This is a genomic window from Sphingomonas sp. 22176, from assembly GCF_052045505.1.
Classification (GTDB): Bacteria; Pseudomonadota; Alphaproteobacteria; order Sphingomonadales; family Sphingomonadaceae; genus Sphingomonas.
This window is the reverse complement of record NZ_JBQEPL010000008.1, coordinates 44,272-64,147: the sequence shown is the minus strand read 5'-3', so window position 1 is coordinate 64,147 and position 19,876 is coordinate 44,272. Positions and strand designations below refer to the sequence as shown.

General features: G+C 68.2%; 18 protein-coding genes. 11 read left to right on the top strand and 7 right to left on the bottom strand.

What is annotated here, in order from left to right:
• Positions 1-117 precede the first annotated feature (117 nt).
• From ACTJKY_RS19045 to ACTJKY_RS19035, 3 genes are read right to left on the bottom strand one after another with little or no spacing between them, the layout of a single operon-like run.
• Entirely contained in the window at positions 118-1,647 is a 1,530-nt protein-coding gene (locus ACTJKY_RS19045) for a DHA2 family efflux MFS transporter permease subunit (protein ID WP_440847669.1), read from the bottom strand.
• Positions 1,648-1,659: 12 nt separating this feature from the next.
• Positions 1,660-2,853 (bottom strand): HlyD family secretion protein, encoded by a 1,194-nt coding sequence (locus ACTJKY_RS19040; RefSeq protein WP_440847668.1) that lies wholly within the window; start codon positions 2,851-2,853, stop codon positions 1,660-1,662.
• The gene (locus tag ACTJKY_RS19035) at positions 2,846-4,288 is read right to left on the bottom strand and encodes an efflux transporter outer membrane subunit (RefSeq protein WP_440847667.1); all 1,443 of its coding nucleotides are present in this window, start codon (positions 4,286-4,288) and stop codon (positions 2,846-2,848) included. The genes ACTJKY_RS19040 and ACTJKY_RS19035 overlap by 8 nt, the downstream gene beginning before the upstream one ends.
• A 117-nt stretch (positions 4,289-4,405) precedes the next feature.
• Between ACTJKY_RS19035 and ACTJKY_RS19030 the strand changes: the two genes are divergently transcribed.
• From ACTJKY_RS19030 to ACTJKY_RS19015, 4 genes are all read left to right on the top strand, one after another.
• Positions 4,406-5,047 carry a TetR/AcrR family transcriptional regulator gene (locus tag ACTJKY_RS19030; RefSeq protein WP_440847666.1) on the top strand — a complete coding sequence of 214 codons (642 nt, stop codon included), beginning with the start codon at positions 4,406-4,408 and terminating at the stop codon, positions 5,045-5,047.
• A gap of 24 nt (positions 5,048-5,071) precedes the next feature.
• A complete protein-coding gene (locus ACTJKY_RS19025) occupies positions 5,072-5,572 on the top strand; it encodes a hypothetical protein (protein ID WP_440847665.1) in 501 nt (166 codons plus the stop codon).
• A 72-nt stretch (positions 5,573-5,644) separates the two neighbouring features.
• Complete coding sequence (locus ACTJKY_RS19020; protein ID WP_440847664.1) at positions 5,645-6,283, top strand: hypothetical protein; 639 nt, start codon at positions 5,645-5,647, stop codon at positions 6,281-6,283.
• Positions 6,280-6,600, top strand: coding sequence for a hypothetical protein (locus ACTJKY_RS19015; protein WP_440847663.1), 321 nt, complete (start codon positions 6,280-6,282; stop codon positions 6,598-6,600). The genes ACTJKY_RS19020 and ACTJKY_RS19015 overlap by 4 nt, the downstream gene beginning before the upstream one ends.
• On the opposite strand, the gene ACTJKY_RS19010 is transcribed toward ACTJKY_RS19015, so the two are convergent.
• From ACTJKY_RS19010 to ACTJKY_RS18995, 4 genes are all read right to left on the bottom strand, one after another.
• A complete protein-coding gene (locus ACTJKY_RS19010; protein WP_440847662.1) occupies positions 6,597-6,986 on the bottom strand; it encodes a DoxX family protein in 390 nt (129 codons plus the stop codon). The two genes, ACTJKY_RS19015 and ACTJKY_RS19010, sit on opposite strands and share 4 nt — an antisense overlap.
• Before the next feature lie 4 nt (positions 6,987-6,990).
• Entirely contained in the window at positions 6,991-8,514 is a 1,524-nt protein-coding gene (locus tag ACTJKY_RS19005) for a fumarate hydratase (RefSeq protein WP_440847661.1), read from the bottom strand.
• Between the two features lie 71 nt (positions 8,515-8,585).
• A complete protein-coding gene (locus tag ACTJKY_RS19000) occupies positions 8,586-9,335 on the bottom strand; it encodes an EAL domain-containing protein (protein WP_440847660.1) in 750 nt (249 codons plus the stop codon).
• Between the two features lie 69 nt (positions 9,336-9,404).
• Positions 9,405-10,280: a LysR family transcriptional regulator gene (locus tag ACTJKY_RS18995; protein ID WP_440847659.1), complete on the bottom strand. Its 876-nt coding sequence runs from the start codon at positions 10,278-10,280 to the stop codon at positions 9,405-9,407.
• Positions 10,281-10,382: 102 nt separating this feature from the next.
• Between ACTJKY_RS18995 and ACTJKY_RS18990 the strand changes: the two genes are divergently transcribed.
• From ACTJKY_RS18990 to ACTJKY_RS18960, 7 genes are all read left to right on the top strand, one after another.
• Positions 10,383-11,930: a proton-conducting transporter transmembrane domain-containing protein gene (locus tag ACTJKY_RS18990; protein WP_440847749.1), complete on the top strand. Its 1,548-nt coding sequence runs from the start codon at positions 10,383-10,385 to the stop codon at positions 11,928-11,930.
• Between the two features lie 4 nt (positions 11,931-11,934).
• Positions 11,935-14,325: a YbcC family protein gene (locus ACTJKY_RS18985; protein WP_440847658.1), complete on the top strand. Its 2,391-nt coding sequence runs from the start codon at positions 11,935-11,937 to the stop codon at positions 14,323-14,325.
• A gap of 2 nt (positions 14,326-14,327) precedes the next feature.
• Positions 14,328-14,570 carry a hypothetical protein gene (locus ACTJKY_RS18980; RefSeq protein WP_440847657.1) on the top strand — a complete coding sequence of 81 codons (243 nt, stop codon included), beginning with the start codon at positions 14,328-14,330 and terminating at the stop codon, positions 14,568-14,570.
• A 52-nt stretch (positions 14,571-14,622) separates the two neighbouring features.
• A complete protein-coding gene (locus tag ACTJKY_RS18975) occupies positions 14,623-15,564 on the top strand; it encodes a hydrogen peroxide-inducible genes activator (RefSeq protein WP_440847656.1) in 942 nt (313 codons plus the stop codon).
• A 73-nt stretch (positions 15,565-15,637) separates the two neighbouring features.
• The gene (locus ACTJKY_RS18970) at positions 15,638-17,329 is read left to right on the top strand and encodes an ABC transporter ATP-binding protein (RefSeq protein ID WP_440847655.1); all 1,692 of its coding nucleotides are present in this window, start codon (positions 15,638-15,640) and stop codon (positions 17,327-17,329) included.
• Positions 17,313-18,374, top strand: a complete 1,062-nt coding sequence (locus tag ACTJKY_RS18965; protein WP_440847654.1) for an HlyD family secretion protein — start codon at positions 17,313-17,315, stop codon at positions 18,372-18,374. The genes ACTJKY_RS18970 and ACTJKY_RS18965 overlap by 17 nt, the downstream gene beginning before the upstream one ends.
• Complete coding sequence (locus ACTJKY_RS18960; RefSeq protein WP_440847653.1) at positions 18,371-19,756, top strand: TolC family protein; 1,386 nt, start codon at positions 18,371-18,373, stop codon at positions 19,754-19,756. The genes ACTJKY_RS18965 and ACTJKY_RS18960 overlap by 4 nt, the downstream gene beginning before the upstream one ends.
• Positions 19,757-19,876: the final 120 nt, after the last annotated feature.

Genomic DNA, 19,876 nt, shown 5'->3' with positions numbered 1-19,876 from the left:
TCGGGGGCTCGGTGTCAATGCGCGAATGACGTATGTTGTCATGTTTCTGTCGCATATACGACACATGGCCCGCTCCATCGCTGGAACGGGCCATGCGGCTCTACCAATACATCCAGATCAGTGCGCGGCGCTGGTATCCACCTTGCCGCGCGGGCGCGGGGTCAGCCAGATGATCCCCGCTGCGAACACGAAGATGATCGCCGACAGCAGGAACACATGGGTGGTCGCCAGCGTCAGGCTTTCCTGGTTGACGATGCGCTCCACCGCGGAGCGCACCTGGCCGATCGAGAAGCCCTGTGCCGTCATCGCGTTCACCGTCGGATCGGTGTTCATCCGCGAAACGATCTCGCTTCGGGCAATGCGCGAGCTGTCATCCCAGATGCTGGTCGAGATCGAGGTGCCGATCGCGCCCGCCATGGTCCGCAGGAAGCTCATCACACCCGCCGCCGAGGCGGTCTCCTCCGGCAGCACCGATCCCAGCGCCAGCGTGGTCAGCGGGATGAAGAAGAAGGGCATGCCGAAGCCCTGGAGGAACTGCGGAAAGGCGAAGGTCCAGAACCCGGCCTGGCTGTTCCAGTAGACGCGGAGCAGCGCCGACACGCCCAGCCAGAGGATGCCGAACGACACCAGCAGCCGCGGATCCACCTTGTTCGACAGCTTTGCGACCACCGGCGACATGAACACCGCCGCCACGCCCGAGAAGGCGGTGGCATAGCCGGCATAGGTCGCGGTGTACCCCTGGCTCGACTGGAGCCATTGCGGGATGATCACCGCCGAGGCGAAGAAGGTCGCAAAAGCGAAGGACAGAGATATCACCGACACGGTGAAGCCGCGGTGGCGGAACACCCGCAGATCGACGACCGGGTTCTTCTCGGTAATCTCCCAGGCCAGAAAGACGAGGAAACCGATCGCGGCAACCACGCCGAGCCACACGATCGTCGGATCGTTGAACCAGTCATGCTCGCGGCCAAGGTCGAGCATGATCTGCAGCGCGGCGATCCACAGGATCAGCAGCCACAGGCCGCCCTGGTCAACGGACAGCTTCTGCGTCGGCGTCTCGGCCTTGGTGAGCAGCCGCATCGCACCGAAGGCGCAGAGCGCGGCGACGGGGATGTTGATGAAGAAGATCCAGTGCCACGACCAGTTGTCGCTGATCGTGCCGCCGGCGATCGGGCCGAGGATCGGCGCGACGACGGTGGTCATCGCCCACAGGCCCATGGCCTGGGCGTGCTGTTCGGGCTTGAAGATGCGCAGCAGCAGCGTCTGGGTCAGCGGCATCAGCGGGCCGCCGCACAGCCCCTGGCCGATGCGGCAGGCGACCAGCATGCCGAGCGTCGTCGACATGCCGCACAGCACCGAGAAGATGCCGAAGCCGATCACGCCGAAGATGAACACGCGCACCACGCCGAACCGGCCCGCGAGCCAGCCGGTCAGCGGCACGCAGACGGCCTCGGCGACCGCGTAGGAGGTGATGATCCAGGTACCCTGGCTCGACGAGATGCCCAGGCTGCCGGCGATGTGCGGTACCGAGACATTGGCGATGGTGGTGTCGAGCACCACCATGAAGTTGGTCAACGCCAGCACCACGCCGGCGAGGATCAGCGAGGGCCCCTCCAGGAAGCCCCCGCGCTGCGTCTGGCCGTTCATGGCAGGCAATCCTTACTTCGCCGAGGTGTCGATCTCGGCATCCATCGACAGGCCGACGCGCAGCGGGTGCTGCTGCAACTCCTTGGGATCGAGCGCCACGCGCACCGGCAGGCGCTGGACTACCTTGATCCAGTTGCCGGTCGCGTTCTGCGCAGGGATCAGCGCGAAGGACGAACCGGTGCCGCCCGAGAAGCCGACGACCCGGCCGTGATACTTCACGTCGCCGCCGTACAGATCGGACTTCAGCTCGACCGGCTGACCGACCTTCACGCGGGTCAGCTGGCCTTCCTTGAAGTTGGCATCGACATAGAGCTGGTTGAGCGGCACGATCAGCATCAGCTGGGCGCCCGGCGCGACGCGCTGGCCGACCTGGACGTTGCGACGTGTGACCACGCCGTCGAACGGAGCGCGGATCGTCGTGCGGGCGAGATCGAGCTTGGCCTGGTCCACCTTGGCGCGCGCGGCGAGCACTTCCGGCGCGGTGTTGGCGTTGGTGCCGCTGACCAGCGCCTGGTTCGCCGCCAGCTGGCCGCTGGCCGCCACGCGGGTCGAGGTCGCTTGGGCAAGACCCGCCTTGGCGAGTTCGAGATTGGCGCGCGCTGCCTGGAAGGCGTTGGTCGCCGAGGTCAGCTCTTCGCCCGAGACAGCGCCGTTGGGGGCGAGCTTCTGGCGACGGCTGAGATCGATGCGGGCCTTTTCGAAATCGGCTTGCGCCGCGGTCACCTGTGCATTCGCGCGGGCGATATCGGCCTGGCGGGCCTGGACCTGCGCGGCCAGCGCTTCGCTGGTCGCCGAGGTCTGGCCGAACTGGCGGGTGGCGCGGCCGAGATCGGCCTCGGCCTGCGCCAGCGCGATCTTGGCGTCGCTGTCGTCGATCTGGACGAGCACGTCGCCCTTCTTCACCGTCTGGGTGTCGGACACCGCGACGCGCAGCACCTGGCCTCCGGTCATCGGCGTGATGCTGGCGCTGTCGGCGCCGACATAGGCGTTGTCGGTGCTCACGAAATGGCTGCCGACGACCATGTAATAGCCGCCATAGCCAATGCCGGCGACCAGCACGAGGCCGCCGATGCCCAGCATCAGCCGCTTGCGCAGGTTCTTGCGCTTGCCGGCGTCCATGTCGGTTTGGGCAGGGGCCTGGGAGGGTTCGCTGCGATTGGCAGCATCGCCACGCGCGGAGTGGATGGCGGGTTCTGCATCAGCCATGGGTCTTAACCTCGGAAGCGGCGGCAGCGGCCGCGTTGTTGGTGGAAAAGCCTCCGCCGAGCGCGCGAACGAGCTGGACGTCGAGCGCAAACGCGCGAGCCTCCAATTCGGCAACGATCTGGCGGTTCTGCAACACCCTCTCCTCGGCGGTCAGAACATCGAGAAAGCGCGACAGCCCGCCTTGATAGCGTTGCTGGGCGATGGAATAGGCCTGTTCGGAATCGTCCAGCGCCTGCCGGCTCTGGGCCAGGCGCGTGGCGAGCGCCTTCTGGCTGGTCACCGCATCCGCCACGTCGTGAAAGGCGGTGGTGACGCTGTTGTCGTAATTGGCAACCGCTTCGTCATAGGTGGCGCGGGCGCGGGCATATTGACCGCGCAGCTCGCCGCCATGGAAGATCGGCAGGCTGATCGCCGGACCCGCCTGGAAGACCGAAGCGCCATTGCCTTTGACAAGGTTGTCAATGCCAAGCGCGCCATAGCCTGCCAATGCGCTCAAGCGGATCGACGGGTAGAAGTCGGCACGGGCGGCCTTGATCTGGCTTGCGGCGGCCTCGACCCGGGCGCGGGCAGCGGCGATATCGGGACGACGCCCGATCAGATCGGTCGTCACGTCCGCCGGAATGCTGCGCGCCTCGGTCGGTGCCGCGGGCAGGGCGATGCTCAACCCGCGATCCGGACCCTGGCCGAGCAGGGCCGCGATGCGGTTGCGGGTGAGGCCGATATCCTCGTCGATCGCGGCGAGCTGCGCGCGGGCGGCGGGTACGGCAGAGGCCGCCTGCTTCTCTTCGGCACGCGTCTCGAGGCCGTTGGTCACGCGATCGGTGACCAGCTTCTGCGTCGCGAGGCGAACGTCCAGCGCGCGCTCCTGCACCCGGCGATCGGCTGCGAGGCGGGCGAGGTCGGCATAGGCAGCGGCGATGTTGGTGGAGAGCGCGAGGCGTGCCTGTTCCAGCTCCAGCCGTGCCGCTTCCGCCTGGGACGTTGCCGCGGCGAGCTGGGCGCGGTTCTTGCCCCAGATGTCGAGATCGAACGCGAGGTTCAGCGTGCCATAGCCGATCGTCTGGACGTTCGACCCGATGTCGATCGGCAGGCTGTCGCCGGTGTTGATCTGGTTGGCGGCGGCCGAGCCGCTGGCGTCGACGCGCGGGAGCCGAGCGGCGCCCACTTGGACGATATAAGCCTGGGCCGAACGCAGCCGCGCCGCGGCTGCCGCCAGATTGGGCGCACCGCGGAAAGCCTCGTCCATCAATGCGTTGAGCTGCGGATCATTATAGGCGGTCCACCAGTTGGTGACGGGCCACTGCGCCTGCGCGGTGCCGGCGAAGGACTGGCTGGCGGCATAGCTGTCCGCCGCGCGGACTTCCGGGCGGGCACCGAGATTCGGCACCGGCGCACACGCCGCCAGCGCCGAAGCGGCAGCAGCAGACAGCAACAAGTGCCTTGTTGGGAAACGACTCATCATGGTCTGGAAAAACCGTACTATTGGGTACGAGTTCCAGATGGAGAGCGGTTCTCCTCTTGTCAATAGAAAATCGTACCCTATAGTACGGTTATGGAAATTGTAACCCCCAAATGTCTCGGCAAGCGGGAGGCGCGCAAGCAGGATCGGCGCGCCGCCATCCTCGCCATCGCCAAGCGCCACTTCATGGAGCAGGGCTATGTCGGCGTTTCCATGTCGGCGATTGCGGCGGAATTAGGTGGCTCCAAGGGCACCTTGTGGAGCTATTTCGCGTCGAAGGAAGAATTGTTCGACGCCTGTGTCGATGAGGCGACGCGGGATTATCGCGAGCAGGTGATGCAGCTCCTGGTGCCGTCGGACAATCTGAAGGCGACGTTGTGCGCGTTCATCCGCAGCCTGTTGCGTAAGGTGACGTCGAAGGACGCGATCCAGCTGCATCGGGTAATCCATGCCGAGGTCGAGCGCTCGCCGGAAATGGGCGAGATTTTTTTCCGTCGGGGCCCTCAGCGCACCCGCGAGTTGCTGGCCGCGCATCTTCAGGATGCGATGCACAAGGGGCAGCTGCGCAGCTCCGATCCGCTCAAGGCCGCATTTGCGCTGACCAGCCTCTGCATGGGCTCCCAGCAGCGGGCGATGCTGGGCCACCAGTTCAGCGACGGGGAGATTGAGGAGGAGGCCGACTATATCGTCGATCTCTTCCTGCGCGCGTTTGCGCCCGAGCCGGCAGCCGCCTAGGCTCCCAGCAAGGGGGAACCGGACATGCGAGCAACTTTGCAGGCGACGCGACGGCGGCGGCGGGCTTTGGCCCTGGCGCCGTTCCTGCTGATCGCCGGATGCAACAGCGAGCCCCCTGCGCCGCCGCCGCCTTCGCTCGCCTATGCCGGCCTGCCGGTCAGCGGCAGCCTTGCCGATGCCAAGCGCGCCGGGTTCGACCAATGCCTTCAGATGGACGGCGGCCACTTACGCTGCCGCCGCTCGGGGGTGATGCTGCTCGGCGAAGGCCCCTATGAGGCGGCGCTCGACCTGATCGGCGGCGACGGTGCCAGCGGTTTCCGCCAGATAACGCTGTGGCACGATCGCGACCAGTCCGCGGTGATGAAGGTGGGCGAGGCGCTGAAGAAGCAGGGCTGGGCGTACAGCTATACCGGCGAGGGCGGACGGGGCGACCAGATGATCTTCACCAAGAAGGGGGCGCCGGCCCATTTCTCGATCGATCTCAGCTATTGGGGCAAGCGCCGGATACGCATCCTTCCGGAATAGAATGATCTTGCCGGCGCATCGCTTCGGCGCGAAACCATTGTCGCCTCGTCGGCAGCGTAATAACCGGCCGACATGACAATTCCATTTTTCCGCATCGCCCTGCTCGCCGCGTTGCTGCCGGCATCCGCCTTTGCTGCCGCAGTGCAGGACGATGAGGTCGACCCCACCAAGATCGATGTGCGCGACGCGATCGCCTGCCGCCTCGACGCGCCGACTTATAACGGCTTCGCTATGGCCGTGGCGGGCGACGACGCGCTGGCTGCCAAGCTCGGCTGGAAGCCGGTGAAGTCGGGCAATTTCCTGATGAAGGAATATGACCTGCCCGCCCCGATCACCGTGGCAGGTGCGTACAGCACGCGGCGCATCGCCTTCACTTCCAGCGGCATCCTGGCGATCCTCGACGAGCCCGATCCCGCGGTCGTCGCGCGCAAGGAGAAGATCGAGAACGCGATGGGGCCCGAGGGGCTGGTCGACGCGATGGTCGCCACGGGCAAGGTGACGCGGGCGCAGGCGGAAGCGCAGATCAAATTTCGGAAGTTCCTCGGCGAGCGGGTGATCAGCGACGTCACCGACCCCGCCGATGGCGATCATTTTCGTGCGCGCACCCGCATCGCGCTCAACGTGTCCAACGTCACCTCGCATCCGGGCAAGACGCTGTACGGCTGCTCGTACAAGATGGAAATGCTCGACAAGGACGGGAACCCGCTGTGATCGGGATGCTGATCGCGTTCGCCGCGGCGGCCACGCCGGTACAGGAGGGCGCCGATGTCTTCATCGGCACGGTCGAGTTGGACGGCACCACCCTCATCCTGCGGCGCTGCGACCTCGCCGAGAACCGCTATGCTCTGGTGGATGCGCCCGGCGGGCATGTGCTGGACACGCTCCGCAAGGCCAAGCTGCCCGCCTATGGCGAGGTGATCGGGCGCTATGTGGAAGGGAAGGATGGCGGCTCGATCCTGCAGGTCGAGCGCGTCGAGAATCTGACGCCGGGCAAGAACTGCCACCTGTCGGACGCGCTCGGCGGCTAGCGGCGAACCCCGCCCGCCCACAGCGCCCACCAGCAGAGTAGCGGCTGCACGAATAGCCGCGGCGCATGATAGGCCCAGCCCAGCCCGGTGCCGGTCGAAAGATCCTGCACCGCATGCTGGAGGTTCGCCGGGAACACGCACAGCGCATAGAGCGCCAGCATCACGCCGGCGAGCTTCCGGAGCCGTACACTCAGCAGTGCGAGGGCCCCGGCGATCTCGCAGAGCCCGGTGCCTGCGATCACCAGCGCGGGGTAGGGCACCCAGCCGGGCGTGATGTGCAGGAACGGGCGTGGCACCAGCAGGTGCAGCACGCCCGCCAACAGGTACAGGCACGCCAGCGTGATGCGCGCGCGGCGGCGCGCCCGTGTCTCGTCTGGCGTGCCCATGACCTCAGGCCTGCTGGAGCAGCCGTTCCTTGGCGATCTTCTCGCGCCACACCAGCGGGCCGGTGTGGTGGACGCTCTCGCCGGTCGCATCCACCGCGACGGTGACGGGCATGTCCTTCACGTCGAACTCGTAGATCGCTTCCATGCCGAGATCTTCGAAGCCGACGACGCGCGCCCCCTTGATCGCGCGGGCGACGAGATAGGCCGCGCCGCCCACCGCCATCAGATAGGCGGCCTTGTGATTGCGGATCGCCTCGATCGCCACCGGACCGCGCTCGGCCTTGCCGACCATCGCGATCAGCCCGGTCTGGGCGAGCATCATCTCGGTGAACTTGTCCATGCGGGTCGCGGTGGTGGGACCCGCCGGGCCGACCACCTCGTCGCGCACCGGATCGACCGGGCCGACATAATAAATCACGCGGCCCTTGAAATCGACCGGCAGTTCCTCGCCGCGCGACAGCATGTCCTGGATGCGCTTGTGCGCGGCGTCGCGGCCGGTGAGCATCTTGCCGTTGAGCAGCAGTCGGTCGCCCGGCTTCCAGCTCGCCACCACCTCGGGGGTGAGCGTGTCGAGATCGACGCGGATCGATTCCTTCGACGGCGTCCATTCCACCTTCGGCCATTCGTCGAGGCTCGGCGGGTCGAGATAGACCGGGCCGCTGCCGTCGAGGCTGAAATGTGCGTGGCGGGTGGCGGCGCAGTTCGGGATCATCGCGATCGGCTTGGACGCCGCGTGGGTCGGATAGTCGAGGATCTTCACGTCGAGGATCGTCGCCAGCCCGCCCAGGCCCTGCGCACCGATGCCGAGCGCGTTGACCTTGTCGAAGATCTCGATGCGGAGCTTTTCGATATCGTTCTGCGGCCCGCGCAGCTTGAGCTGGGCCATATCGATATCACCCATCAGCGACTTCTTGGCGAGCGTCACCGCCTTTTCGGCCGTGCCGCCGATGCCGATACCGAGCATGCCCGGCGGGCACCAGCCGGCGCCCATCTTCGGGACCATCTCAAGCACCCAGTCGACGATCGAGTCGCTCGGGTTAAGCATCGCGAACTTGGACTTGTTCTCGGAGCCGCCGCCCTTGGCCGCGAGCTCGACATGGACATGGTCGCCGGGGACCATCTCGACGTTGAGCACGCACGGCGTGTTGTCCTTGGTGTTGACGCGGCTGAAGGCCGGATCGCGCAGGATCGAGGCGCGCAGGCGGTTCTCCGGGTGCAGGTACGCGCGGCGCACGCCTTCATCGACGACGTCCTGCAGCGAGCGCTCGCTGTCCAGCACGCACTTCTGGCCCCACTGGATGAAGACCGTCACGATGCCGGTGTCCTGGCAGATCGGGCGATGCCCCTCGGCGCACATCCGGCTGTTGGTCAGGATCTGGGCGATGGCGTCCTTGGCGGCGGGGCCCTGCTCGGCCTCATAGGCGTCGCCCAGCGCGCGGATATAATCCATCGGGTGGTAATAGGAGATGTACTGGAGCGCGTCGGCGACGCTCTCGATCAGATCGGCTTCCTTGATGAGGACGGTCATGGATCCTGCCTGCAGAAAATGGGGCCCGGTGCGGGCGTCACCGTTCCTCTATAGGCCAAGTCGCGGCAGGACTAGGCCCCCGGGCTGATCCGGGGGAGCACGCCGAGCGCGGGACGGGCATACCAATAGCCCTGGTGGTAGCGCACGCCGAGGTTGCGCAGCACGTCCGCCTCTTCCGCCGTCTCGATCCCCTCGGCGATCAGCAGCGTGTCGAGCTCCTTGCACATGCCGACCATCGCGCGGACGATCGCCTGGCGGCGCGGCTCGCGATCGATACCGCGGACCAGCGCCATGTCGAGCTTCACTTCGTCGGGCGCGAAGCGGGCGAACAGGTCGAGCCCCGAATGGCCAGCGCCGAAATCGTCGACCGCGACCTTGAAGCCGATCTGCTTGTAGGAATCGATGATCGTCGCGACATGGTCCGGATCGGCGATCAGCTGGTTCTCGGTGAACTCGAAGATCAGTCGGTCCAGCGGCATCGCCACGGCGCGGGCGGTCTGCAGCGTCAGCTGGATGCAGGCGACGGGGGAGTAGACCGCGTTGGGCAGGAAGTTGATCGAGAGCCGCGCGTCGCTGTCCATCAGCCCGGCCGCCATCGCGGTTTCGATCGCCTTGACCCGGCAGGCCTGGTCAAAAGCATAGCGGTTCGCGTCGGTCACTTGTGACAGGACGCCATAGGCGCCGGACCCGTCGAGGCCGCGCACCAGCGCCTCGTAGGCGAAGGGCGCGCCCGTCTCGACATCGACGATCGGCTGAAAGGCCATGGCGAACGGGATGTCGAAATCGACCCCGTCGCGGCACCCCGTGCAGATTTTCCGCATTTCCATGCTCTTCTATAGAATGCCTGCGCGATCCTGGCACGAAAATGTTCGCGGTAACAGCGTGTTAGCTCAGCTTCGCGCGGCCCGGAGCAGCTCGGCTACCAACGGATTGGGGAAGCGGCGCTCCAGCGTAACGGCGTAGAAGCTCTCGGTAATCTGCGGCAACTGATCGAATTCGACGAGGCTGCCTGCCGCCAGCTCGTCCTGCACGACGATCGGCGGCAGCACCGCCAGCCCCACGCCTTCGCGCGCGAGCAGGCGCATCAGCGCCATGTCGTCGACCTCGGCGGCGATCTGGGGGCGGACGCCCAGCGTCGCGGCGAGCGCGTCGAAGGCGGCGCGGACGCTGCTCTCCAGCGTCGGCAGCACCAGCGGCTGGGTGGCGAGCAGCGCGGCGAGGCTGGTGTCGCCCGCGATGCCGGGCTGGCCGATCAGGCTGACGCGCTGCTCGGCGATCTTGTGCGCGAGATAGGGGGTGATCGCGTCGCGCGCCGGCGGGCGATTGGCGAGGACAACGTCCAGCTGGAGCGCGGCGAGCGCCTGCATCAGCTCCGCCGCGCTGCCCGAGCGCAGCACCAGCTCGACATCGGCGCGGTGGAGCAGCGGCTGGACAAAGCCGATCTGGAAGTTGCGCGACAGCGTGGCGAGCGCGCCGATCCGCACCGCCTGACGGGCACGGCCGGTCTCGCGCAGCACGTCGAGCAACTCGTCGCCGGTCGCGAAGATCGCGTCGGCATGGTCGAGTGCGATGCGGCCGGCCTCGGTGAGCACCAGCCGGCGGCCCTCGCGCTCGAACAGGGCGTGGCCCAGCCGTTCCTCCAGCTTGCGGATCTGGGTGGAGAGCGCGGACTGCGACACCGCCATCCGCTCCGCCGTACGGGTGAGGTTCCCGTCATGCGCCACGGCCCAGAAATAGCGAAGGTGGTTGTAGTTCAGGTCACGCATCCGTTCTTTTTAAGTGAACGTTACGCGACAAACAATGAATTTTATCGGATCGTTCCGCAGCCCTAACGCTCCGCTCGACAGCACAAGGAGGTCGGTGTGAGCATGTGGTGGTTGGCGAATATGGGGCCGGGGCTCCTGGCTGCGGCGGCAGTCGCGGCGGGTGCGGGGCGGCAGTTCCGCCCCGGCTGGACGCGGCAGGTCGTGCCGCTCGCGGCGCTTGCTGCGCTGGTTGCCGCGATCGCACTTGCGGCATGGACCGCATGGGCCGGACCGCGCACGCTCGCGCTGGCGGGGGTAGACGCCCTCATCGCAACCCGGCTGGACGTGGTGAGCATGACCATGCTGGTGCTGGTCGCCTTTGTCGGCTGGGTAGTGGTGCGGTTCGCCGCGACCTATCTCGATGGCGAGGCGCGGCAGGGCCGCTTTCTCGCCTGGCTGGCGGTGACCTTGGCGAGCGTGATGCTGCTGGTCAGCGCCGGTACGCTGCCGCAGTTGGTGCTCGCGTGGATCGCGACGGGGCAGGGTCTGCGCCGGCTGCTGCTCTTCTATCCGGAACGTGCCGCCGCGCGCCGTGCCGCGCGCAAGAAGGCGCTGAGCACCGGCCTTGCCGACGTGCTGCTGATCGGATCGGCGGTGCTCCTCTGGCGGGCGACCGGCACGACCGACATCGCCCAGTTGCTCGCCGCCGCGCGCGCCGGCACCGCGCCCGAGGCGATGGCGCTTGCCGCCTGGGGCATCGGCATCGCCGCGATGCTCAAGTCCGCGCAGTTCCCGCTGCACGGCTGGCTGACCGAAGTGATGGAAGCGCCGACGCCGGTTTCCGCGCTGCTCCACGCCGGCGTGATCAATGCCGGCGGTTTCCTGCTGATCCGGCTGGCCGATGTGATGCTGGCCTCGCCGGCGGCGCTGGCGCTGCTGGCGGTTTTGGGTGGCTTCACGGCGCTGTTCGGCAGCCTGGTGCTGCCCACTCAGCCGGCGATCAAGACCCAGCTCGCCTGGTCCACCGTCGCGCAGATGGGCTTCATGATCATGCAGTGCGGGCTGGGGCTGTTCTACTTGGCGCTGCTGCACATCGTCGCCCATTCGCTCTACAAGGCGCACGCCTTCCTGTCCTCGGGCGGCGCGGTCGAGCGGATCGCATCGGCGCGGCGGCTGGGACCTGTCGCCAAGCCCGACGGCACGGCGGTGGCGCTGGCGATGCTCGGCGCCGCGATCCTCTATGGCGCGCTGGCGATCGGCTTCGGCGCCTGGACCAAGCCGCCCCAGGCGGTGGCGCTCGGCGCGATCCTGGTGTTCGGCGTCGCCTATCTGATCGTGCAAGGCATGAGCCCCGCCGCGCCGCGCGCGCTGCTCCAGCGGACGCTCGGCTTCGCGATCCTTGCCACCACCGCCTATTTCCTGCTGCACGACGCGGCCGAGCGGCTGACCGCCGGCACGCTCCCCGCAGTGCCCGCGCCGGGGCCGTTCCAATGGGCGCTGCTCGCCGTCGCGCTGGTCGCCTTTGGCGGCATCGCGGTGGCGCAGGCGATGCTGCCGCTGTGGTGCGACCATCCCGCGGCGCAGCGGCTGCGCACGCATCTCTCCCACGGTTTCTATGTCAACGCGCTGCTCGATCGAATGATCGGCGGCCGGGTTCTCGGAAAGGCTTGATCCCATGTACCGCAGTGCCGACCCGCAATCCCAGACGCCGCAGCCCAGCTATGTCAGGCTGCTCCTCGAAGCCGCCGAACAGGCAGCGCGCGCCATCCCGCCGCTCTGGCCGCTGGCGACCAGCGTCGCGGTGAACCCCTTCCTCGGCCATACCGGCCGCAGCCTCGCCCAGGCCTCGGCTTGGCTGGCGCGGAGCGGGGGTGCCCGGGCGACCATGCCGCGCGCCTGGTACCGCACCCGGATCGCCGAGAGCGCGATCCACGAAATCGACCTGTATGCTGCCTGGCAGGCCGCTCGACCGATCGAGCGCCCGCATAGCTTCGAGCGGTTCCTGGTCCAGATCGGCGACGACGCGGCCGATCCCGTGGCACTGCCTACCCTTGCTGAAATCGCCGCGGCTTCGGGCGCGATCGACTGGCCTTCGGTGGTCGCGGACCAGATCGGCGGCTGGGCCGGTAGCTATTTCGATGCGGGCCAGGCTTTGTGGGCAGCGCCGCAAGGGGAGGGCGCCTATGCCGGCTGGCGGGCGCAAGCCTGTCTCGACCGGACGCCCGAGATCTTCGGGCTGGCGGGCTTCCGCGCCTTCGTCGCCAAGACGCCGGAAAGTGCTAGCGATACGATCGCCGTCAGCGCCGCGCGGCTGGGGCTGCGGGCCGATGCGGCGGCGCGCTATTTCGAGCGGCTGCTGATGGACCTGGGCGGCTGGGCGCAGTTTGCCCGTTATCGCGGCTGGCAGGCCGAACTGGCCGGCGAGGTCGACGCCGCGCTGATAGATCTGCTCGCGGTACGGCTGGTCTGGGAAGCGGCGCTGTGGGAACTAGGTGATGCTCCCGTGCGCGCACGCTGGGCCGAGGCGGCAGGCCGGTACGAGGCACCGGCGCAGCCGGGCCAGGACAGCTGCATCGACGCGATCCTCCAGCATGCGGCGGAACGGGCCGAGCAGCGCCGGCTCGCCGAGCGGCTGCACCTGCCGGTGGAAGCGGCGGCCGCGACGACGCCGATCGCACAGATGGCCTTCTGCATCGACGTCCGCTCCGAGCCGATCCGCGCCGCGATCGAGCGGGTGGCGCCGGGCATCCGGACCAAGGGCTTTGCCGGCTTCTTCGGGGTCGGCACGGCGCATCGGCCGCACGGCGCGTGTGCAGGCGAGGCGCGGCTGCCGGTGCTGCTGCGCCCGGGCCTGGCCAGTGACGATGGCGGCGATCCGCACCTGGAAGCGCTCGACCATGCCAATGCCCGCGGCGACCGTGCCTGGGGGCGGTTCAAGCAGGCGGCGGTATCCTCCTTCGCCTTCGTGGAGTCGGCCGGGCTGGTCTATGCGGCCAAGCTGCTCAAGGGCACGCTGGGGATGGCCAAGGCGAAGGCGGCGAAGGGCAAGCCGCGCTTCCATCCGCCCTTGCCGCACCATGACGCCGTCGATGCTGCGGAACGGATCCTCCGCGCCATGTCGCTGACCAGCGACTTCGCGCCGCTGCTGATCCTGGTGGGACATGGCGCGGGCGTGACCAACAATCTCCACGCCAGCGCGCTCCAGTGCGGCGCGTGCGGCGGCCATGCCGGCGACGTCAATGCGCGGCTGCTGGCAGGGCTGCTCAACGATCCCGTCGTGCGCGGCGGGCTGGCGGCGAGAGGGATCGTGATCCCCGCCGAGACGGTGGCGCTCGGCGGGCTGCACGACACCACCAGCGACCGCATCCAGCTGTTCGCCGAGGACGTGGACGTGCCCGCACCGTTGCTCGCCGAGGTGGAGCAGGCGCTGGCCCGTGCCTCGGTCGAGGCGGCGATTGCCCGTGCGGCGAAGCTGCCGCGGGCGGAGGGCGTCGCGCAGATCGTCGCACGGGGTCGCGACTGGGCCGAGGTGCGGCCCGAATGGGGACTTGCCGGGTGCAGCGCCTTCATCGCCGCGCCGCGCGCACGGACGGCGGGCCGCGCGATGGGCGGTCGCGCCTTCCTCCACGATTACGATTGGGGGGCCGATGCCGATCTCTCGGTGCTGGAGCTGATCCTCACCGCGCCGGTGGTGGTGGCGAGCTGGATCAGCCTGCAATATTACGGCTCCAGCGTCGCGCCGGGCGTGTTCGGCGCGGGCAACAAGCTGCTCCACAACGCGGTGGGTGGGATCGGCGTGCTCGAAGGCAATGGCGGGACGCTGCGCGGCGGGCTGCCCTGGCAATCGGTGCATGACGGCGAACGCCTCGTCCATGATCCGCTGCGGCTGACGGTGGTGATCGAGGCGCCCCCCGAGGCGATCGCCGAGATCCTCGCCCGGCACGACGGGGTACGCGCGCTGTTCGACAACCACTGGCTGCACCTGCTGGCGATCGACGATGCCGGCCGGGTCGCCTGGCGCTATGCCGGCGGCCTGACGTGGCAGCCCTTCGCGCAGGAGGACTGACGATGCGGATCGAGATTGCGCCGCCGCGACGCGCGGTGGAGCCCGAGGTGGAGATCGCCGCGATCGACCGCCGGATCGCCTGGGTGCTTGCGCACCCGGGTACCAGCCGCTGGCTGCGCACCGCGTTGCAGGCTGCGCTGGTGGAGGATCCGATGGCAATCGCCAACGATGTCGAGATGCTGCGGCACCTGCTGTTGCCGCGGAGCACGGCATATGCGGTTCTGGCGGCGGCAGCGCCGAATTGAAGGGAAACACCGTAGGCGAAACGGCGCCGTTTGTGCTTCACTGCAACGCTGTATGGATGTGAAGGCCGCCTCCGGTTTCGAACAGCAGATCAGCCTGCGCCAGCTCCGCTATCTGGTGGCGCTGGGCAGCGAGGCGAGCTTCACCCGCGCCGCCGCGCTGTGCGGGGTAAGCCAGCCCTCGCTCTCCCAGGCGATCCGCCAGTTCGAGGAGGCATTGGGCGCGCCGCTCGTCGAACGGGGCGCCCGCGCCTTCCTCACCCCGCTCGGCCGCGAGGTGGCGGAGCGCGCGCGGCGCATCCTGCTGGAGGTGCGCGATCTGGGCGAACTCACCGGCGCGGGGGACGCGGCGCTGCTCGGCACGATCCGGTTGGGGGTGACGCCCACGATCGGCGCCTATCTGCTGCCGCGCCTAGTCGCCCGGCTGCACCAGCAATTCCACGAGCTGCGCGTGCATGTCCGCGAGAACCCGCCGGCTGCGCTGGTCGAGGGACTCGCTGCCGGCACGCATGACCTCATCCTCGCCCAGCTGCCGCTCGCGGCGCCCGGCGCACAGGTCGAGCGGCTGTTCCGCGAGCCGCTACACCTCGCCATGGCCGCCGATCATCCACTCGCGGCGCGCGAGACGATCGGCCGAGAGGATCTGGCGGGGCAGGACCTGCTCACCCTCCAGCGCGGCTACCGGCTCGCCGAGCAGACCATCGCGATTGCCGAGGAAGCCGGCGCGCGGGTGCGCGAGGAATATGAGGGCACCAGCCTCGATGCGATCCGCCAGATGGCCGGCATGGGGATGGGGCTGGCGGTGCTGCCCGAACTCTATGTGCGACAGGAGATCCGTCCCGGCGACGACGTGGTCGCGCGGCCGTTCCGCGGGGGGCGGCACTATCGGGAGATGGGGCTGCTGTGGCGCAGCGGGGTGGCACGCGCCGCCGCCTATAAGAGACTGGCGCAGGAACTCGTCGCCTGCGTCGAAGACATAGGTATTTCCTATCGATGATATAGCCGGGCTGCCATTGTGCTTATCGCGCACGGCCCGCACTTCATCGATCTGGAAGGGAGAAGGTGGAGCGATGGCGAAACAGAAGATCGGCTGGGGGCAGGTACGCGGCTGGCTGGGCGAGGTGATCGGCCCCGATGGCGGCTATCTGCGGCTGGCGATGGTCTATGGCATCGCGATCAGCCTGCTGTCGCTGGCGACGCCGATCTCGGTGCAGCTGCTGATCAACAGCGTCGCGAAGATCGCGCTGCCCGCGCCGCTGATCACGCTTTCCGCGCTGCTGTTCACGCTGCTGCTGATCGTGGTGATCCTCTCGGCCCTGCGCGTCCACATCATGGCGTTGTTCGAGCGGCGGATCTTCGCGCGCACCATGGCGGAAATCACCATCCGCGCGGTCCACGCCCGCAACCCCTTCTTCGCCGATGCCCGCCGGGTAGACCTGTTCAACCGCTATTTCGACCTGATGACGGTGCAGAAGAGCGTGCCGAGCCTCGTCATCGGCGGCTTCACCATCCTGCTGCAATCGGTGGTGGGGCTGGCGGTGACGAGCTTCTACCACCCGTTCTTCCTCGGCTTCAACGTGATCCTGATCGCGCTGGTGTGGCTGATCTGGCAGCTCTGGTCGCCGGGCGCGATCCGCTCGGCGGTGGCGCTCAGCCATGCCAAGCACGACGCCGCGCGCTGGCTGGAGGGGCTGGGCACCTCGAACGGCTTTTACAAGTCGAGCCGCCATCTCGACTTCGCGATGGACGGTTCCGAGACGATGACCGCGGCCTATGTCGACGCGCACCGCCGCCACTTCCGCTTCAGCTTCGCCCAGACCTGCGCCTATCTGCTGCTCTACGCCACCGCCAGCGCGGCGCTGCTGGCGATGGGCGGCTGGCTGATCCTGCAGGGCCAGCTCTCGATCGGCCAGCTGGTCGCCGCCGAGCTGATCCTGTCGGGCGTGTTCTACGGGCTGGGCCAGCTCGGCACCTATCTCGACGCCTTTTACGACATGGTCGCGGCGGCCGAGGAAGTGTCGCTGCTCTACGCCATCCCCCACGAAACCCACACCCGCAGCAGCGAAGCGCCGGGCAATGGCGAGGTGCGGCTGCGCGAGGTGGAGGCCGGGGATGCGCGCATCGACCTGACCATCCCGGCGGCCACGCAGCTGGTGGTGGTCGGCGCCCCGACGATGGACAGCCGCCTGGCCATGCTGCTCAAACGCAACTTGCAGCCCGACCGCGGGCTGGTGATGGTTGGCGGCGTCGATCTGGAGGCGCTCGACGTCTATCGCCTTCGCTCGGACCTCATCGTTCTCGACCGTCCGACCATCGTCGAGATCAGCATCCGCGACTATCTGGGCCTCGCCGGGGCCGGCATCCCGGCGGGCAAGGTGCTCGATGCGCTGGCGCTGGTCGGGCTCGACGCGCGTATCGGCCAGTTGCCCGAGGGCATGGATACGCCGCTCGCCGCCTCGGGCTATCCGCTGTCGATCGGCGAACTGATGGCGCTCAAGCTCGCCAACGCGCTGCTCGCGCAGCCGAAGGTGCTGCTGCTCGGCCCGCTCTACGATCTGATCCCTCCAACACGATTGACCGCCGCGCTCGATGCGCTGCGCGACGCAGGAACCACCGTGCTCCTCTTCACCGGTCGCCCCGAGGCGATCCGCCGCGACGGCTATCTCTGGCTGGGCAAGACCGCCCAGGCACACTTCGAAACGCTCGACGCGCTCCGCGCCGCCCTCACTGCGCAGGAGGCAGGCAATGCCCTTCAGGCCTGACCATATCGGCCACTTCCCGACGCTGGCCGGCATGCGCCCGCCGCGCATCGCCCGTGCGATCGCCTGGATGATCGTGATTGCCATCGCGCTGCTCGGCGTCACCATGGTCTATGTGCCCTGGGTACAAACCGCGCCCGGGCGGGGGCAGGTGGTCGCACTCGATCCGCATGATCGGGTCCAGTCGGTCACCGCACTGGTGCCGGGCCGGGTCGAGCGCTGGTTCGTCACCGACGGCCAGGCGGTGAAGAAAGGCGACCCGATCGCCAAGATTTCGGACAACGACCCGGCGCTGCTCGATCGCCTCGCCGCCGAACGCGACCAGGTCCATGCCGAGATCGCCTCGCTCGAAAGCGCGCGTGCGGTCGCCTCGATCGAGGTCAACCGCGCGCGCACCCTGTTCAACGAAGGGCTGGCAGCGCGGCGCGACTATGAACAGGCGCAGATCCGCGTCGCCGATCAGGGCGCCAAGCTCGCGGAATCGCGGGCAAAGCTCAACCGGATCGAAGTGTCGCTCAACCGCCAGGCGGTGCAGATTGTGCGTGCCCCGCGCGATGGTCGCATCCAGACGCTTAACGCCGCCGCGGGCGCGACGCTGGTCAGCGCCGGCGCCGAACTGGCGACGCTGGCGCCCGAGGGCGGCACCGAGCGCGTTGTCGAGCTGATGGTCGACGGGCGCGACATCGCGCTGGTCCGCCCCGGCCGCCGCGTGCGGCTGGAGTTCGAGGGCTGGCCGGCGATCCAGCTGAGCGGCTGGCCGTCCATGGCCTGGGGGCTGTTCGACGGGCGGGTCCGCTCGGTCGATCCCTCGGCGATGCCCGATGGCCTCTTCCGCGTGCTGATCGAGCCGATGCCGGGCACGCTCGCCTGGCCGGGGGACCGCTTTGTCCGCCTCGGCGCCAAGGTGCGCGGCTGGGTGCAGGGCGAGACGGTGCCGGTCGGCTACGAACTCTGGCGCCAGCTCAACGACTTCCCGCTCGAATTCGGCACCGCGACCGACAAGGCCGAGGAGAAGAGCATGGACGTCTACAAGAAGAAAAAGAAATGATCCGGCTGCTGCTCGCGCTCTGTGCCCTGGTGATCGCGGTGCCTGCCGCCGCGCAGGGGCCGCTCACCCTCGACCAGGTGCTGCGTTCCTCGGCGCAGAACGCGCCCCAGATCATCGAGGCGCTGGCCAAGCAGCGCCAGGCCGAGGGCAAGGCGCTGAGCGCCGAGGGTGCGTTCGACGTGGTGTTCGACGTCGACGCGCAAGCACGGCCCTTCGGCTATTATGACGGATCGGTCGTCGAGGCGAAGGCCAGCCGCGCCTTGGATAACAACGGCGGCGGGCTCTACGCGGGCTACCGCGTTTCGCGGGGCAAGTTCCCGGTCTATGAGGACAAGGCTTACACCAACCAGCTCGGCGAATTCAAAGTCGGCGCGGTGTTCTCGCTGCTCCGCGACCGGGTGACCGACGAGCGCCGCACCAGGCTGCGCCTTGCCGACCAGGATGTCGACGTTGCCCGGCTGGAGCGCGAGATGGTGGCGATCGGGGTGCAGCGCCGCGCGATGGGCGCCTATCAGGCCTGGGCGATCGCCGGGCTGCGGCTCAAGGCCTATCGCGACCTGCTGGCGCTGTCCGAGAAGCGCCGGTCGCAGCTGGCGCGGCAGGTGCAGCTTGGTGCACGTCCGCAGATCCTGATCACCGAGAATGACCAGAACCTTGCTCGCCGCCGTTCGCTGGTGGCGCAGGCCGAGCAGAAGCTGGCGGAGACGGCCAATGCGCTCTCCTTCTTCTGGCGTGATGCCAATGGCGTGCCGCTGCTACCGGCGACCGAACAATTGCCCGATGCGCTGCCCGAACTGGCGATCGCGCCGCGCAAAGCGGGCCCCATCCTTCGGCCTGACCTGAAGACGGTGCTCGTGCGGATGGACCAGTCGCTGGCCCGGCTCGACCTTGCCGAGAACGACCTGAAGCCGCGGCTCGATGCGCGGGCCGAGCTGGGCAAGGATGTCGGCGCGATCGGGCCGGGCGGCCCGTCGCGTACCCCGGCCGAAGCGATGGTCGGCGTCAAATTCTCGGTGCCGCTCGAACGGCGCAGCGCCCGCGGCCGGATCGCCGAAGCCAAGGCGGAGATCGACGGGCTGCGCACCCGCCACCGCATGCTCGAAGAGCAGATCGCGATCGAAGTGAAGGGCATCGCGATCGGGATCGACGGCGCCGACAAGGTTGCCGATCTCGCGGCGCAGGAGGCGGAGCTGGCGGGCAAGATGGCCGCAGCGGAGCAGCGCCGCTTCGACATGGGCGCCAGCGACTTCTTCCTGATCAACCAGCGCGAGGAAAGCGCGACGGACGCCCGGCTGCGCGCGCTCGATGCCCGCTACCAGGCACTGGTGGCGCGTGCCGATCTTGCGGCGGCAACGGCGGATCGCGGGGTACTGGGGATGTAATGGTCGGACCCTTGCGATGTCGGCAGGTACGGGTTTGTTGCGACGGTGACGTCTTGTTACTGAACCGTTGACGAAAGATTTCCCGTGACCCACCCCACCGCGATCCACCGCTCCGCCAGT